This window comes from Agromyces sp. Root1464 (assembly GCF_001427265.1).
Taxonomy (GTDB): domain Bacteria; phylum Actinomycetota; class Actinomycetes; order Actinomycetales; family Microbacteriaceae; genus Agromyces; species Agromyces fucosus.
Window position 1 is genome coordinate 398766 of the sequence record NZ_LMFU01000001.1, and the last position, 17075, is coordinate 415840.

General features: G+C 68.7%; 13 protein-coding genes. 1 reads left to right on the forward strand and 12 read right to left on the reverse strand.

Annotation, left to right across the window (positions count from 1 at the left end; genetic code table 11):
- Positions 1-20: 20 nt before the first annotated feature.
- The 12 genes from yjfF to ASD23_RS01905 form a co-directional block, all read right to left on the reverse strand.
- Complete coding sequence (yjfF, locus tag ASD23_RS01850; RefSeq protein ID WP_082571099.1) at positions 21-1070, reverse strand: galactofuranose ABC transporter, permease protein YjfF; 1050 nt, start codon at positions 1068-1070, stop codon at positions 21-23.
- Positions 1067-2113 (reverse strand): ABC transporter permease, encoded by a 1047-nt coding sequence (locus tag ASD23_RS01855; protein ID WP_056005501.1) that lies wholly within the window; start codon positions 2111-2113, stop codon positions 1067-1069. The genes yjfF and ASD23_RS01855 overlap by 4 nt, the downstream gene beginning before the upstream one ends.
- Positions 2110-3783 (reverse strand): sugar ABC transporter ATP-binding protein, encoded by a 1674-nt coding sequence (locus ASD23_RS01860; RefSeq protein ID WP_082571100.1) that lies wholly within the window; start codon positions 3781-3783, stop codon positions 2110-2112. The genes ASD23_RS01855 and ASD23_RS01860 overlap by 4 nt, the downstream gene beginning before the upstream one ends.
- 97 nt (positions 3784-3880) lie before the next feature.
- On the reverse strand, positions 3881-4867 hold the full coding sequence (locus ASD23_RS01865) for an ABC transporter substrate-binding protein (RefSeq protein ID WP_056005504.1): 987 nt from the start codon (positions 4865-4867) through the stop codon (positions 3881-3883).
- Between the two features lie 708 nt (positions 4868-5575).
- Positions 5576-6517 carry a type IV toxin-antitoxin system AbiEi family antitoxin domain-containing protein gene (locus ASD23_RS01870; RefSeq protein WP_162248718.1) on the reverse strand — a complete coding sequence of 314 codons (942 nt, stop codon included), beginning with the start codon at positions 6515-6517 and terminating at the stop codon, positions 5576-5578.
- Positions 6518-6688: 171 nt separating this feature from the next.
- Entirely contained in the window at positions 6689-8212 is a 1524-nt protein-coding gene (gene araA / locus ASD23_RS01875) for an L-arabinose isomerase (protein WP_056005510.1), read from the reverse strand.
- Between the two features lie 59 nt (positions 8213-8271).
- Positions 8272-9882, reverse strand: coding sequence for a xylulokinase (locus ASD23_RS01880; protein WP_235507602.1), 1611 nt, complete (start codon positions 9880-9882; stop codon positions 8272-8274).
- 78 nt (positions 9883-9960) lie between these two features.
- Positions 9961-11220: a multiple monosaccharide ABC transporter permease gene (gene mmsB, locus ASD23_RS01885; RefSeq protein WP_056005516.1), complete on the reverse strand. Its 1260-nt coding sequence runs from the start codon at positions 11218-11220 to the stop codon at positions 9961-9963.
- A 26-nt stretch (positions 11221-11246) separates the two neighbouring features.
- Positions 11247-12776 (reverse strand): multiple monosaccharide ABC transporter ATP-binding protein, encoded by a 1530-nt coding sequence (gene mmsA, locus ASD23_RS01890; RefSeq protein ID WP_056005519.1) that lies wholly within the window; start codon positions 12774-12776, stop codon positions 11247-11249.
- A gap of 144 nt (positions 12777-12920) precedes the next feature.
- Positions 12921-14006 (reverse strand): multiple monosaccharide ABC transporter substrate-binding protein, encoded by a 1086-nt coding sequence (gene chvE / locus ASD23_RS01895; protein WP_235507645.1) that lies wholly within the window; start codon positions 14004-14006, stop codon positions 12921-12923.
- 166 nt (positions 14007-14172) lie between these two features.
- Positions 14173-14898, reverse strand: coding sequence for an L-ribulose-5-phosphate 4-epimerase (locus ASD23_RS01900; RefSeq protein ID WP_056007599.1), 726 nt, complete (start codon positions 14896-14898; stop codon positions 14173-14175).
- A 299-nt stretch (positions 14899-15197) separates the two neighbouring features.
- Positions 15198-16220, reverse strand: coding sequence for a LacI family DNA-binding transcriptional regulator (locus tag ASD23_RS01905; protein WP_056005525.1), 1023 nt, complete (start codon positions 16218-16220; stop codon positions 15198-15200).
- A gap of 225 nt (positions 16221-16445) precedes the next feature.
- Between ASD23_RS01905 and ASD23_RS01910 the strand changes: the two genes are divergently transcribed.
- Entirely contained in the window at positions 16446-17057 is a 612-nt protein-coding gene (locus ASD23_RS01910; protein WP_056005528.1) for a hypothetical protein, read from the forward strand.
- Positions 17058-17075 lie beyond the last annotated feature (18 nt).

Genomic DNA, 17075 nt, shown 5'->3' on the forward strand with positions numbered 1-17075 from the left:
TTATCCGAGACGGCAGCCCGCTATCGCCGCCGCGACGTGAGCACCTTCTGCAGGATGATGAAGACGAGCAGCAGCGCGCCGATGAAGATCTTCGTCCACCACGACGAGAGGGTGCCCTCGAACGTGATGATCGTCTGGATGATGCCGAGCACCAGCACGCCGAGCACGGACCCGAGCACGAATCCGTAGCCGCCCGTGAGCAGGGTACCGCCGATCACGACGGCGGCGATCGCGTCGAGCTCGGTGCCGATCGCCGTGAGCGGGTACCCCGACAGTGTGTAGAAGGTGAAGAGCACGCCGGCGAGGCCCGAGCAGAACCCGCTGATCACGTAGACGAGCACCTTGGTGCGGGCCACGGGCAGGCCCATGAGCAGGCCGCTCTGCTCGCCGCCGCCGATCGCGTAGACGGTGCGACCGAACCGCGTGGCGTGCAGCACCCAGACCGCGATGGCCACGACGACGACCGCGATGATGACGCTCGGGGTGATCGAGAGGTTGCCGCCGAGCGGGATGCGCGCGACGGCGAGCTGCACGAACGTCGGGTCGGTGATCGAGATGGAGCTCTGGCTGATCACGTAGCAGAGCCCGCGGGCCAGGAACATGGCCGCGAGGGTCGCGATGAACGGCTGCACCTTGAAGACGTGGATCATGAGACCGACGAGCAGGCCCAGGATGCTCGTGAGCACGAGGATCAACGGGATCACCGCCGCCGGCGACCACCCAGTCTGCAGGAGGCTCGCGGCGATCATGCCGCTGAGCGCCACGACGGCGCCCACCGACAGGTCGATGCCGCCCGTGAGGATCACGAACGTCATGCCCACTGCGAGCACGATCAGGTAGGAGTTGTCGACGAGCAGGTTGAGCAGCACCTGCCCCGAGAAGAAGCCGCGGTAGCGCACGCCGCCCGCGATGAAGATGACGACGAAGAGCACGGCGGTGACCGTGACGGGCCCGTATTTCGGGCTGGTCAGCAGGTTCCGGATGCGTCGCGCCAGGCTTGCCCGCGGCGCCGGGCCGCTCGGGCCGCCGCTGCGGAGAGGACGCTCGGGGGCGTCGAGGAGCTTCGTCATGATGCCGCCACCCCCTTGCCGGCGCGCAAGGCCAGTCTTCGCCGGAAGCCGCTCAGCGCCTCGGTCGTGGTCGGCGACTGCAGCAGGCACACGATCGTCACGACCGCCGCCTTGAACACCATCGTCGCGATCGGCGGGATGCCGACCGTGTACACCGTCGTCACGAGCGTCTGGATCACGAGGGCTCCCACGAGGGTGCCGACGAGCGAGTACCGGCCGCCGGCGAGGGAGGTGCCGCCGATGACGACCGCGAGGATCGCGTCGAGCTCGATGAACAGTCCCGTGTTGTTGGCGTCGGCCGCAGCCGTGTTCGCCGTGAGGATGAGGCCCGCGATCGCTGCGCAGAGCGCGCTGAACGTGTAGACGACGAAGAGGAGCCCCCGTGCCCGCACGCCCGCCTGGCGGCTCGCCTCGGGGTTGATGCCGACCGACTCGATGAACATGCCGAGCGCGGTGCGCCGGGTGACGAGCGCGGCGATGCCGAACACGACGGCCGCGATGATCACCGCGATGGGGATGCCGAACCAGAAGCCGGATCCCAGCGCCTTGAACGGCGGGCTGTTCACCGTGATGATCTGGCCCTCGGTGATGAGCATGGCCACGCCCCGACCGGCGGTCATGAGGATGAGTGTCGCGATGATCGGCTGGATGCCGAGCACCGCGACGAGGAACCCGTTCCACATGCCGAGCACGAGCGAGATGATCAGGGCGACCGTCACGGCGACGGCGACGGTCGCGGGGTTCGCCGGCTCGGGCGATCCGAGGATGATCGAGCAGGCGACCGCGCCCGAGATCGCCGCGACGGCGCCGACCGAGAGGTCGATGCCCCGGGTCGCGATCACGAGCGTCATTCCGACGGCGATGATCAAGGTCGGTGCGCCGTTGCGCAGGATGTCGATCAGGCTGCCGAAGAGGTGGCCTTCGCGCAGCGTCACCGCGAAGAAGCCGGGGAAGGCGATCAGGTTGATCGTGAACAGCACGAGCAGCATCACGATCGGCCAGAACAGCCGGCTCGCGACGAGCCTGGCGAGCAGGGCGCTCATCGGGGGTCTCCTGTGGGGTCGGTGGGGTTCGGGTCGGCATCGGATGCCGCAGGGTCATGGGGTCGGTCGGCGCCGGGCACGGCGAGCACGGCGAGCGGCACGCCGCCCGCGGCATCCGGAACCTCGTCGTCGCTCGAGCCCTCGGCGATGAGCGCGAGGAGCGAGTCGACGGTGAGCCCGTCGTTCTCGAGGTCGGCGACGACGTGGCGGTCGCGCAGCACGACGATGCGGTGGCTGAGGCGCAGCACCTCCTCGAGCTCGGCCGAGATGAACAGCACGCTCATGCCGTTCTCGGCGAGGTTGAAGACGAGCTTCTGGATCTCGGCCTTCGCCCCGATGTCGATGCCGCGCGTGGGCTCGTCGAGGATGAGGAGACGCGGCGCGATGGCGAGCCAGCGCGCGAGGAGCACCTTCTGCTGGTTGCCGCCCGAGAGGTTGCGCACGAGCGCGTCGGGGTTGCCTGGGCGGATGTTGAGCGCCTGGATGTAGCTCTGCGTGAGCTCGTCGCGCCGCTTCGCGGGGATCGGCCGGAACCACCCGCGGTCGGCCTGCAGCGCGAGCACGATGTTGTCGCGCACCGTGAGGTCGCCGACGACGCCTTCGTCGCGGCGGTTCTCGGACGAGTAGGCGATGCGATGCGAGATCGCCTGCCTCGGCGTGCGGAGCTTCGTGACCTTGCCGCGGATCTCGAGCTCGCCCTGGTCGGCGCGGTCGATGCCGCCGAGCAGTCGCGCGAGCTCGGTTCTGCCGGAACCGAGGAGGCCCGCGAGGCCCACGACCTCGCCGGCCGCGATGGGGAGATCGGCCGGGTTGATCGCGCCGCGCCGCCCGAGGCCCTCGGCATTCACGAAGAGCGCGGCATCCGATTCGTCGACGACCACCGAGCGCGCACGCTGCTCGAGGTCGTCGAGGGTCGTCAGCTCCTTCCCGATCATCTTCTGCACGAGGTCGATGCGGAGCAGCTCCTCGACGAGGTACTCCCCCACGAGGCTGCCGTTGCGGAGCACCGTGAGACGGTCGCAGATCTCGTAGACCTGGTCGAGGAAGTGCGAGACGAAGAGGATCGCGACGCCCTGCTCCTTGAGCGAGCGGATGACCCGGAAGAGCTCGGCGACCTCGTCGGCATCGAGGCTCGACGTGGGCTCATCGAGGATGAGCACCTTCGCCTGCACGTCGATGGCGCGGGCGATCGCGACGAGCTGCTGCACCGCGAGCGAGTGGTCGCCGAGGAGCGACCCGGGGTCGAGGTCGAGGTTCAGGCCCTCGAGCAGCGCAGCGGCACGGCGGCGCATCGCGCGCCAGTCGATCGAGCCGAAGCGGCGGGGCTCCCGCCCGAGCATGATGTTCTCGGCGACGGAGAGGTTCGGCAGGAGGTTGACCTCCTGGTACACCGTCGAGATGCCCGCCGCCTGCGCTTGGGCGGGGCCGCTGAACGACACCTGGTCGCCCCCGAGGGTGATGGTGCCGGCGTCGATGCCGTAGACGCCGGTGAGCGCCTTGATCAGCGTCGACTTGCCCGCCCCGTTCTCGCCCATCAGCGAGTGCACCTCGCCGGGGAACATGCGGAAGTCGACGCCGTCGAGTGCCTTCACACCGGGGAAGGCGATCGAGATGCCCTGCATCTCGATGACCGGCGCGGCGACGGATGTCTGGGTCACGAGTCTCTCCATCGAGGTTGTGACGGCATCCGCTCGCTGCGGCGCCGTGGGTCGAGAGTAGGGCACGGCGGGTGTGCGACGTGGACGTCCGCACACCCGCCGGGCCGCGTCAGTACTGGCGGTCGGGCAGTGCCTCGATGGCCTGCTCCTGGGTGAAGGTGGTCTCCTCCGTGATGATGCGAGGCTCCACCGTGCCGCCGTCGTTCAGGGTCGTGATGATGTCGACGAGCTGCGCGCCGAGCAGGGGCGAGCACTCCACGATGAAGTTGATCTTGCCGTCGGCGAGGGCCTGCATGCCGTCCTTGACGGCGTCGACCGTGACGATCTTGATGTCTTCACCGGGGACGAGGCCGGCCGCCTCGATCGCCTCGATCGCGCCGAGGCCCATGTCGTCGTTGTGCGCGTACACGAGATCGATGTCGGGGTTCGACTTCAGCATCGCCTCCATGACCTGCTTGCCGCCCGCACGGGTGAAGTCGCCGGTCTGGCTCTCGATGACCTCGAGGTTCGGGTTCTGGCGGATCGTGTCGGCGAAGCCCTCGGCCCGGTCGATCGCCGGAGCGGCGCCCGTCGTGCCCTCGAGCTGGACGATGTTGACCTTCTCGGTGGCGTCCTTGTACTCGTCGAGCACCCAGAGGCCGGCCTTCTTGCCCTCCTCGATGAAGTCGGAGCCGAGGAACGAGACGTAGAGCGACGTGTCTTCACTGTCGACGGCGCGGTCGGTCAGCACCACAGGGATGCCGGCGGCCTTGGCCTCGTTGAGCACCGCGTCCCAGCCGGTCTCGACGACGGGCGAGAAGGCGATGTAGTCGACGTCCTGCTGGATGTACGACCGGATCGCCTTGATCTGGTTCTCCTGCTTCTGCTGCGCGTCGGAGAACTTGAGCTCGATGCCCGCCTCCTCGAACGACGCCTGGATGTCCTTGGTGTTCGCGGTACGCCAGCCCGACTCGGCGCCGACCTGCGCGAAGCCTACGACGAGCTCGTCGAGCGCTTTGGGGCCCTCGGCCGCTCCGGTTCCGCCGTCGCCGCCCGCGCAACCGGCGAGTACGAGAGCGAGGGATGCCGCTGCGGCGATGCCGATCAGCTTCTTCATCGTGAACCTCCTTGTTCAGTGATCCGGCCGGATGCGCTGCGAGCCCCTGGTGCCGGTCGGCCAGATCATTCTGGCCGTGATCGGATGTTAGCGTTCACTTGTGAGCGCTCACAAGTGGCAGATTCATAACGTCTTGATCACGGCGGGGCACGAGTGCCGGGCGAGTCATGGGCGCTCGTCGAGGCATCCGCCGCTCGGACAATGTGAGCGCTCATAACGCGCGCCCGCGACCGGGCCGTACTTGCGTCGCCCGCGCCCGCCCGCCCGCTCGGACCACTCGTGTCGGCCCTCCCGCTCGGGCCACTCGCGTCGCGCCCTCCCGCTCGGACCACTCGCGTCGGCCCTCCCGCTCGGACACTCGCGTCGCGCCCTGCCGCCCGGACCACCGTGTCGCACCCTCCCGCTCGGACCACTCGTCTCGCACCGGACACATGACATCCGTGGTCCCGTGCGACACGAGGGGTCCCTCGCGAAATGAGTGGTCCCATCCGGCATGGGTCGGTGCGAAACGAGCGGTCCCGCGCGAGACGAAAGGTCCCGTGCGACACGAGTAGTCCCCCACGGCATCGCGTCGGTGCGAAACGAGCGGTCCCGCGCGAGACGAAAGGCCCCGTGCGACACGATTGGTCCCCCACGGCAGCGCGTCGGCGCGAATCGAGGGGTCCAGCGCGAGAGGAAGCGTGCCGCGCGAGACGAGGGGTCCCGACCTCATCGCCGCGGCACGCCGAACTCCGTGAGCAGCCCGTGCAGGTCCCGCGGCGACCACACCGTCGACCAGCCCCACCGCGCCATCCGTTCGCCGCGGCGACGCAGCTCGTCTTCACGGAGCTTCTCCTCGTAGACCACCTGCGCGGGGTCGAGGCCGCTGACCGATCGACTGCGCGAGTACTTCAGGCGACCGTCGAACTCGCCGATCAGTCGGATGCCCCGCCAGTAGAAGTCGACGAGCGCGAACGATCCACGGATGCCGTCGAATCGCACCTGCAGCTCAGGCGCGACGAAGCCGAGCTCGTGGATCCGCACCCGGCTGACGGACTCGCCGGGGCTTCCCGAATGCTCATCGGCGAAGCCGATCGCCTGCGCCGCCTTGGCCCGGCCACGCACCGGGGCGACGTGCTCGAGCTCGAGCTGCAGCGCGCTCCGCGTGACCCCGGGCCTCGTCAGCCCGGCATCGAGCATCGGCACCGACCGCACGAGCGGCTCGCTGACCGCGACGTCGACGAGCGTGCGCAGCAGCGAGGTGCAGGCCACGCCGTCGATCGTCTCGACGGTCGGCACGGGCCCGGCGCGACGGGCGGCGACGTGCGCGGTCCGGCGGCCCCCGCCTCGATGCTGGGCGGCCGTTTCGACGAGCGCCGGTGTGCGGCCGACCATCGGGAGGCGGTGCATGGCGGCCGCCGCGCGATGCGAGACGACGAGCGGATGCCGCGCGGCGCCGGCCGTCGCCACGATGAGCCGGCGATATCGGTCGTCGGGCGTGAGTGCCTGCCATTCATCGTGCTTCGCGTAGACGCCGGAGCGCACGCGCACGAGCAGTCCCCGCTGTTCGAGCCGCTGCACCGCCGACGGGTGGACCCCGAGCTCTCGCAGGTCATGAGCTCGGATGAGGCCTCCACCGACCGCAGCGGCGAGTTCGATTCGTTCGTCCATGGCGCGATGATCGCGGACCGCGACCGGCTGCCGGCGGGCGGAGACGACCCCCGTGGCCGGGAGGCGCATCCGCTCCATGGGGAGGAGGAGTCGGGACCACTCGTGTCGCACCGGACCCATGACATCCATGGTCCCGTGCGACACGAGTGGTCCCGAGCGAACGCGTGCGGGTCAGAGCCCCTGCGCGAGTCGGTAGTACGCCTGGTTCCACCGCACCTCGCGCTGGAATCCGGGCAGCGTCGTCTCCTCGTCGATGACAAGCAGCTCGGCCTTGGCCATCTCGGCGAAGTCGCGGAACACCTCGACGCCCACCGCGGTCGACATGACCGTGTGGTGAGCGGCACCCGCCGTGAGCCACGCGGCGGCGCTCGTGTGGAAGTCGGGGGCGGGCTTCCAGACGGCGCGCCCGACGGGCAGCTTCGGCAGCGGATGCCGCAGCTCGACGTTCTCGACGACGTTCGCCGTGAGGCGGAAGCGGTCGCGCATGTCGCTCAGCGCGACGACGACCGCAGGGCCCGGGTCGGCCGTGAAGACGAGACGCACGGGGTCGTCTTTTCCGCCGATGCCGAGCGGGTGGATCTCGAGCGTCGGCTTGGACGTCGTGAGCGACGGCGACACCTCGAGCATGTGGGCGCCGAGGATCAGCTCGTCGCCGGGCGTCATGTCATACGTGTAGTCCTCCATGAGGCTCGCGCCGCCGGGCAGGCCCGCGCCCATGACGTTCGCGACGCGCACGAGGATCGCCGTCTTCCAGTCGCCCTCGGCGCCGAAGCCGTAGCCCTCGGCCATGAGGCGCTGCACCGCGAGCCCGGGCAGTTGCTTCAGCTCGCCGAGGTCCTCGAAGCTCGTGGTGAAGGCGCCGAAGCCCCCCTCCTCGAGGAAGGAGCGGAGCCCCAGCTCGATCGCCGCGCCGTCGCGCAGCGACTGGTGCCGCTCGCCGCCCGCGCGAAGCTCGGGAACGACCTCGTACAGCTCCTCGTACTCGGCGACGAGCGCGTCGACGTCGGCATCGGATGCCGCGGCGACCGCCGCCGCGAGCTCGTTGACGCCCCACGTGTTGACCTGCACGCCGAAGCGCAGCTCGGCCTCGGTCTTGTCGCCCTCGGTCACGGCGACGTAGCGCATGTTGTCGCCGAAGCGGGCGAGCTTCAGGCTGCGGGATGCCGCGAGGCCGGCCGCCGCCCGCTGCCACGTGCCGAGCTCGGCCTGCACGCGCGGGTCGCTCGCGTGGCCGACGATCGTCTTCCGCGGCACGCCGAGGCGGGTCTGGATGTACCCGAACTCGCGGTCGCCGTGCGCGGCCTGGTTGAGGTTCATGAAATCGAAGTCGATCTCGCCCCACGGCAGCTCGACGTTGGCCTGCGTGTGCAGGTGCGCGAGCGGCTTCTGCAGCGCGTCGAGGCCCGCGATCCACATCTTCGCGGGGCTGAAGGTGTGCATCCATGCGACGAGGCCGATGACGTGGTCGGCGGCGTTCGCCTCGAGCGCCGTGCGGCGGATCGCGTCGGCGTCGGTGAGCACGGGCTTCCAGACGATCTTCACGGGCACAGCGGATGCCGCGGCCAACGTCTCGGCGACCTGGCGCGACTGCTCGGCGACCTGCGCGAGGGTCTCGGGCCCGTACAGGTGCTGGCTGCCGGTGAGGAACCAGACCTCGTAGCCGTCGAGCGAGGTGGTGAGCGGAGTGCGAGCCATGGTGGATCCTTCTGGTTCAGTGGAGGTGCTGTGCGCTGAGCTTGTCGAAGCGGAGGCGATCAGAGCGAGCTGACGGCGGCGGCCTCGATGGCGAGGCCCGAGCGGTAGCGGTCGAGGTAGGCGGCGAAGCCGGCGACATCCGCTGGGTCGGGGTCGATCGTGGAGAAGCCGGCATCGGCGAAGACCTCGTCGCGCAGGTAGTCGACGAGCCCGGTGCCGGCCGGTGCGGTGAGGTACGACGCGAGCACGGCGATGCCCCAGGCACCGCCCTCCGACGCCGTCTCGCCGACGGCGACGGGTGCATCGAGCGCTCCGGCGAGCAGTCGCTGGGCGACCCCGGCCGTGCGGAAGATGCCGCCGTGCGCATACATGCGGTCGAGCTCGACGCCTTCGCCGGCGAGCACGCGCATGCCGAGCGCGAGGGTGCCGTACACGCCGTAGAGCTGCGCACGCATGAGGTTCGCGAGGGTGAGCCGGCTGTCGGGGCTGCGCACGATGAGCGGCCGCCCTTCGTCGAGGCCCGCGATGGGTTCGCCCGCGAGGTGGTTGTAGGCGATCACGCCGCCGGCATCCGCCTCGCCCTCGAGCGCTTCGCGGAAGAGCGCCTCGAACACCGCGTCGCCGTCGGAGCGACCGCCGGTCAGCTCGGCGAACCGCGAGAACACGCCCGCCCACGCGGCGAGTTCGCTCGCACCGTTGTTGCAGTGCACCATCGCGACGGGGTCGCCGGCCGGCGTCGTCACGAGGTCGAGTTCGTGGTGCACGTGCTCGAGCGGGCGCTCGAGCACGACCATCGCGAAGATGCTCGTGCCCGCGCTGACGTTGCCGGTGCGCGGGGCGACGGCGTTCGTCGCCACCATGCCGGTGCCGGCGTCGCCTTCGGGCGGGCAGAGCGGAGCGCCGGCCCGCAGGGCACCGGAGGGATCGAGCAGCGCGGCCCCGGCATCGGTGAGCCGGCCGGCCTCCTGGCCGGCGACGAGCACCTCGGGCAGCAGCTCGGCAACGCGGAGCCCGGGCGCGCGCTCGGCGACGAGGTCGTCGTACACCGCGAGCAGCCGACCGTCGTAGTCGTTCGTCGCCGGATCGATCGGGAACATGCCCGAGGCATCCCCGACGCCGATCGCCTTGCGACCGGTGAGGCGCCAGTGCACGTACCCGGCGAGCGTCGTGACGAAATCGAGCTCGGGCACGTGCGACTCGGCGTCGAGCACGGCCTGGTGCAGGTGCGCGATCGACCAGCGCAGCGGGATGTTGAGGCCGAACCGCTCGGTGAGCTCCGCCGATGCCCGGCCCGTCGAGGTGTTCCGCCAGGTGCGGAAGGGCACGAGCAGCTCGCCCGCGTCGTCGAACGCGAGGTAGCCGTGCATCATGGCCGAGACGCCGATCGCGCCGAAGGCCTGCGGCTCGACGTCGTGACGGCGACGGGTGTCAGCGACGAGGTCGGCGTAGGCCGCCTGCAGACCCGACCAGACGTCGTCGAGCGAGTACGTCCACGTGCGGTCCTCGAAGCGGTTCTCCCACTCGTGGCTGCCGACCGCGAGCACGTCGCCCGGGTGCTCGCCGACGAGGCACAGCTTGATGCGGGTCGAGCCGAGCTCGATGCCGAGGCTCGTGCGCCCATCGCCGATCGCTCTGGCGGCCGGGCTCATGGGGGTGTCCGATGTGGGCATCGTGGTGCGTCTCCTGCCTGCCCGGTTCGTGCCGGTGAGGGGCGGATGCGGGCAGCATCCGCCCCTCACCGCGAGGTGTTACTGGCCGCCTGCGCGACGCTTGTTGTAGACGTCGAACGCGACGGCGAGCAGCAGCACGAGGCCCTTCACGGCCTGCTGCCACTCGATGCCGATGCCCATGATCGACATGCCGTTGTTGAGCACGCCGATGATCAGACCACCGATGATCGCGCCGCCGATCGTGCCGACGCCGCCCTGCACCGCGGCTCCACCGATGAAGGCCGCCGAGATCGCCTCGAGCTCGAAGCCGTCACCGGCCTTCGGGCCGGCGAGGTTCAGTCGCGCGGTGAAGATGAGGCCGGCGAGCGCCGCGAGGGTGCCCATGTTGACGAACAGCCAGAAGTCGACCCGACGGGTCTTGATGCCCGAGAGCTCCGCCGCGTGGCGGTTGCCGCCGATCGCGTAGATGTGACGGCCGAACACCGTGCGGTTCATCACGATGCCGTACACGAGGATGAGCACGGCGAGGATGATGAGCGTGACGGGGATGCCCTTGTACGAGGCGAGCGAGTAGGCGAAGAAGCCGATCGCGGCCGAGACGAGCACGAGCTTCGTGATGAACCACGCCATGGGCTCGACCTCTTGGCCGTACTTCTGGCGGCCGCGACGGGTGCGCACCTGCTGCACGATGAGGGCGATGATCGCGATCGCACCGACGCCGAGCGTGAGCGGATCGATCTCGAACTCTCCGAAGAGGTCGGTGAGGAACCCGTTGCCGAGTGCGCGGTACTCGGCGGGGAACGAACCGATGTTCGCGTTGCCGAGCACGACGAGGGCGAGCCCTCGGAAGATGAGCATGCCGGCCAGTGTCACGATGAACGCCGGGATGCCCACGTAGGCGATCCAGAAGCCCTGCCAGACGCCGACGAGCGCGCCGATCGCGAGCGACAGGATGACCGAGAGCCACCACGGCAGGCCCCATTGCACGGCGAACACGCCCGAGCAGGCTCCGACGAACGCCGCGACCGAACCGACCGAGAGGTCGATGTGGCCCGCGATGATCACCATCACCATGCCGATCGCGAGCACGAGGATGTACCCGTTCTGCACGATCAGGTTCGAGATGTTCTGCGGCCGCAGCAGGATGCCGTCGGTCAGGATCGCGAACAGCACGACCACCGCGATGAGCGCGATGAAGATGCCGTTCTTGCCGAGGTCGGCGAGGATGTGGCTGAGCCACTGCGTGAACCGGTTGTCGCTCGGGTTGATGTTGCCGCCGACGGCGTTCGATTCGCCGGTCGGCCCGGTCGGGGTTTGGGTCGGGGTGGGATTCGACATGGGATTCTCCTGGTGGTCCGCCGGCGTCAGCGGGGCTTTTCCATGGTCATGAGCTTGAGCATCGCTTCGGGCGTGGCGTCGGCGATCGGGAGTTCACCCGTGATGCGGCCCTCGGAGAGCGCGTACACGCGATCGGAGATGCCGAGCAGTTCGGGCAGCTCGGACGAGATCACGATGATGCCCTTGCCCGCTGCTGCGAGGCGATTGATGATCGAGTAGATCTCGTACTTGGCGCCCACGTCGATGCCGCGGGTGGGTTCGTCGAGGATGAGCACGTCGGGGTCGGCGTAGATCCACTTCGACAGCACGACCTTCTGCTGGTTGCCACCCGAGAGCTTGCCCGTCTTCACGAGCACGTTCGGCGCCTTGATGTTCATCGAGGTGCGGTACTCGTTGGCGACCCGGTACTCCTCGTTGTCGTGCACGAGGCCGAACTTCTCGAGCTTCTTCAGCGACGCCATCGAGATGTTGCGCTTGATGTCCTCGATGAGGTTGAGGCCGTAGGTCTTGCGGTCCTCCGTCGCGTAGGCGATGCCGTGCTCGATCGCCTCGGCGACCGTGCGGGTCTTGATCTCCTTGCCGCGGAGGAAGACGCGTCCGGAGATCTTCGAGCCGTACGACTGCCCGAACAGGCTCATCGCGAACTCGGTGCGCCCGGCGCCCATGAGTCCGGCGATGCCGACGATCTCACCGGCGCGCACGTTGAGGTTGACCTTGTCGACCATCACTCGCGACGTGTCCTGCGGGTGGTGCGCGGTCCAGTCCTCGACCCGCAGCAGCTCCTCGCCGATATGGGGCGTGTGGTCGGGGTAGCGGTGCTCGAGGTCCCGGCCGACCATGTCCTTGATGATGCGGTCTTCGGTGACGTCGTTCTTCGCGATCGTCTCGATGGTCTTGCCGTCGCGGATGACGGTGACCGAGTCGGCGACCTTCTTGATCTCGTTGAGCTTGTGGCTGATGATGATCGACGTGATGCCCTGGCCCTTGAGGTGCAGGATCAGGTCGAGCAGGTGATCGGAGTCCTCGTCGTTGAGCGCGGCCGTCGGCTCGTCGAGGATCAGCAGCTTCACTTCCTTCGAGAGCGCCTTCGCGATCTCGACGAGCTGCTGCTTGCCGACGCCGATGTCCATGATCTTCGTCGTGGGGTTCTCGCGGAGTCCGACGCGGGCGAGGAGCTTCGATGCCTCGAAGTTCGTCTTGTTCCAGTCGATCAGGCCGCCGCGGCCCTTCTGCTCGTTGTTGAGGAAGATGTTCTCGGCGATCGAGAGGTAGGGGCTCAGGGCGAGCTCCTGGTGGATGATGACGATGCCCTTGGCCTCACTGTCCGTGAGGTCGCGGAACTCGACCGTCTCGTTCTCGAAGACGATGTCGCCGTCGTAGGTGCCGTGCGGGTAGACACCCGAGAGCACCTTCATGAGGGTCGACTTGCCGGCGCCGTTCTCGCCGCAGATCGCGTGCACTTCACCGCGTGCGACGGAGAGGTTGACGTTGGCGAGGGCTTTCACGCCCGGGAACGTCTTCGTGATGCCGCGCATCTCGAGAATGTCTGTGGTCATCTCTGCTCCTGCTGCTCCTGCTCCATTGCCGGGACCGCCGGTCGAGTAGCGAGCGAAGCCCGCGTATCGAGACCTGGTCGAGAGCGTAGTCCCGTTGGTCCCGATACGCGGCTCCGCCGCTACTCGACCGGCGAAGTCACCTGACTAGCCGTTGATTTCCTCTTCGGTCCAGTAGCCGCTGTCGACGAGGACCTCGGTGATGTTGTCCTTGACGACGATCTGCGACTCGAGGAGGTACGACGGGACGACCTTCTTGCCGTTGTCGTAGTCGGTCGTGTTGTTGACCTCGACCTCTTCACCGTTCAGGATCGAGGAGGCCATGTCGACGGCGACCTCGGCGAGCTTGCGGGTGTCCTTGAAGATGGTCGCGAACTGCTCACCCGAGTTGATCGCCTTGACCGAGTCGATCTCGGCGTCCTGGCCCGAGATGATCGGCCACTCGGCGCCGACGCTGTAGCCGGCGTCGGTGAGGGCCGAGATGATGCCGCGCGAGAGGCCGTCGTAGGGCGACAGCACCGCGTTGACCTTCGAGCCGTCGGAGTAGGTCGACGTGAGGATGTTCTCCATGCGCTCCTGGGCGACTTCGCCGTCCCAGCGGAGGATGGCTGCCTGCTCGAAGTCGGTCTGGCCCGACTTCACGACGAGCGTGCCGTCATCGATCAGCGGCTGGAGCACGTCCATCGCACCGTTCCAGAAGAACGTGGCGTTGTTGTCATCGGGCGAACCGGCGAACAGCTCGATGTTGAACGGGCCGGCGGGGGCGTCCGCGGCGGGCGCGCCCTCGAGGTCCGTGAGGCCGAGGCCGTTCAGGAGCGAGGTCGCCTGCTGCTGGCCGACGACGAAGTTGTCGAACGACGCGTAGTAGTCGACGTTCTCCGAGTCGCGGATGAGGCGGTCGTAGGCGATGACGGGGATGTCGGCGTCGGCCGCGTCCTGCAGCACCTGCGAGAGCGTGGTGCCGTCGATCGAGGCGATGATCAGGGCTTCGGCACCCTTGGTGATCATGTTCTCGATCTGCGAGACCTGCGTGGGGATGTCGTCCTCTGCGTACTGGAGGTCGACCTTGAAGCCCTGCTCCTCGAGCTGCTCCTTGACGGCGTTGCCGTCCTGGATCCAGCGCTCGGAGCTCTTCGTGGGCATCGCGACGCCGATGAGGCCGCCGTCGCCGCCGCCGTCGCCGCCGTCGCTGCCGGAGCCGGAGCCGCCCGAGCACGCGGCGAGCGCGAGCATCGAGCCGACCGCGATCGTTGCGAGAAGCACCTTCTTCGTGTTCTTCACGGTGTTTCCTTTCACTGTGTCATTCATTGGGACGTCATTGTCTTGGTGACAGTCGGAGTCGACCGCGTCCACGTCGGTCGTCTCCCCTCGCGCCGGCCGCTGAAGGCGGTCGCAAGTCTCAGGTGGGGTGTTTCATCTCACGACGGGCGTCGGTCGTCTGCCCGTAGACGTTCTGGTAGCGGTCGAAGAGCCGATCGATCGACTCCTGCGGAATCGGGATCAGCGGGCCGGCCTCCCGTGCGAGGTGCACGGTGCGCGCGACATCCTCGACCATGACCGCGGCCTTCACCGCGTCCTTCGCCGAGGTCCCGATCGTGAACGGGCCGTGGTTCTGCATCAGCACGGCGCGGCTGCGGTGGCCCGAGAGGGTCTCGACGATGCCGCGGCCGATCGAGTCGTCGCCGATGATCGCGAACGGGCCGACCGGGATCGGCCCACCGAACTCGTCGGCCATCGCGGTGATGACGCACGGGATCTCTTCACCCCGTGCCGCCCAGGCGGTGGCGTAGGTCGAGTGCGTGTGCACGACGCCGCCCACCTCGGGCATGTTGCGGTACACGTAGGCGTGTGCGGCGGTGTCGGACGAAGGGCTGCGCTCGGCACCGGGAGTGCCCTCGACGACGTTGCCGTCGAGGTCGCAGAGGATCATGTTCTCGGGTGCGAGGTCGTCGTAGGCGACGCCCGAGGGCTTGATGACGAAGAGTTCGGCGCCGGGCACACGGCCCGACACGTTGCCTCCGGTCCACACGACGAGGTCGTAGCGGGAGAGCTCGGCGTGCAGGCGTGCGACCTCGGCGCGAACCCTCGCGATGGCGACCTCGATCTGCGGTCCGAAGGTGCTCATGCGCACCGCCCCGATGCCGGCGTGCATGCGCCCGTCGAGCCTGCGAGCGTGTCGCATCGCATCGTCGGAACGGCGCTGGTCTGCACGTGGGACTCCTTCGTCAGGGTGATCGCTGGCCATGTTCCGGATCGATGTGACCGTTCACATGGCGTTGCTCATGTTAGCCCGATGGCGGATCATCCTGTCAACTCCGATTGGTCACGGAATCGTAACGACGCCGAAACCTGCGGAACTCCGCGGGCGACGGTCACGACCGCAGCGGCGGCTGCGAGCGAAACGGCGACCCGAAGCGCCTCGGCTCAGAACGACGGGGCTCCCGTCGAGCCCCGGATGATCAGCTCGGGCGCGATCGTGGCGACGTATTCCGGCGCTGATGGATCGCGATCGCCGAGCAGGAGCGCGACGCACCGGCGCCCGAGCTCGGCGAAGTCCTGCCGCACGGTGGTCAGGGGCGGCCAGAAGTGCGCCGCCTCTGGCACGTCGTCGAACCCGATGATCGAGACGTCGCCGGGGATGTCGAGGCCGGCGTCGCGCACGGCGTGCATGAGGCCGAGCGCCATCTGGTCGTTCGAGGCGAAGATCGCCGTGAAGTCGCGCACGGTGAGCAGTTCTCGGCCGGCGTGGTAACCGAAGTTGGCGGTCCAGTCGCCGAGGATCGGCGCCGTGGTCGGCACGTCCTGGGCGCTCATCTCCTCGAGGAACCCGCGCATGCGCGCCTCCGCCTCGATCCAGTCCTGCGGGCCGGCGAGGTGGTAGATGTTGCGGTGGCCGAGCTCGATGAGATGTCGGGTCGCCATGCGCGCGCCCGCGATCTGGTCGACCGACAGGGTGCGCCCGACTTCTTGGCCGGTCGACTGCATGGTCACGTACGGCACGTCGATCGAGAGCTGGGCGATGGTCTCGAAGACGCGCACCTGCGGCGCGATCACGACGAGCCCCTCGATGCCCTGCGCCGCGAGGTGCGCGAGCCCGTCGGCGATCGACCCGGCATCCGACGAGTCGATGTTCGCGGTGGAGACCCAGTAGCCCGCGACGCGGGCCGCCGCCTCGATCGCGGCGATGCTCGAGGCCGGACCGTACTGCGTGCTCGACGCGGAGAGCACCCCGATCGTCCTCGATCGGCTCGTGACGAGGGCCCGGGCGGCACGGTTCGGCTTGTACTGCAGCTCGGCCATGACGTCGAGCACGCGCTGCTTCGTCTCGGGGCGGATGCTCGGGTGGTGGTTGAGCACGCGTGAGACCGTCTGGTGCGACACTCCCGCGAGGCGCGCGACATCGCGAATGCTCGGTGCGCGCCCACGCGGCGCCTGCTGCTCGGACACGCTCACCCTCGATCATGTTCTCGGCATGTGCACGGTCACACCCGACCGCGAGTCCATTATGCACATGCCGCTGCGGGATGTGACGGTCACACGTGTGACGGTCACATCGTGTTCCGGCGCCGGAAGGCCGTCCGATCGACCACCGGCGAGGGCCGTACGCGCTCGCTCGCGGTAACGTGCTGCCAGCACCGGATCGGTGCGGACCCCGACCGTTGAGGACCCGACGTGGCCGACTTCATGCGCTATCTCCCGCTCAGCCAGGGCGACCGCGCTCGGGAGTCCGATGTGTCGTCCGACTGGCGCGATGCCACTGCCGACGTGATCGACCGCGCAGCGGTCCTGCTCGAGGCCGCGGAACTCGACGACGACGCCGGGACTCGTCTCGCCGAGGGATTCCTCGAGAGCGTGAGCACGCGCCGTCATCCGGCACCGGGGCCGACCACCGCCAGCGACACTGCGACACCCGACTCCTCGCACCCTGCCGCAGCGGTCCCCGCCGACCGGCTCCGCGCGTTCGCCGTCGCGATCCGCCTCGGTCGGCCTGCGCGCATCAGCTTCCTCTCCCGTGCGGTGGCCGCGCATCTCATGCTCGCCCACGAGGTCGGAACCGCTCCCGCGTTGCCCGAGCGCACGAGCGGAGCCGTGGCGCTCTACCTCGCCGCGAAGGCGCCCACTCCCATCCGCGCGGTCATCAACGGGCACACTCTGCGGGCCTCCGACGCCGATTGGGAGTTCGGACACGGCCCGGTGCTCGAACAGGCGGCGATCCCGATGCTCGAGTTCCTGCTCGGGCGCAGCCTCGAAGCGCCGCGTCCGGCCGCCGGCGACCGGGGCTGAGCGCACCTCGACGAGCAC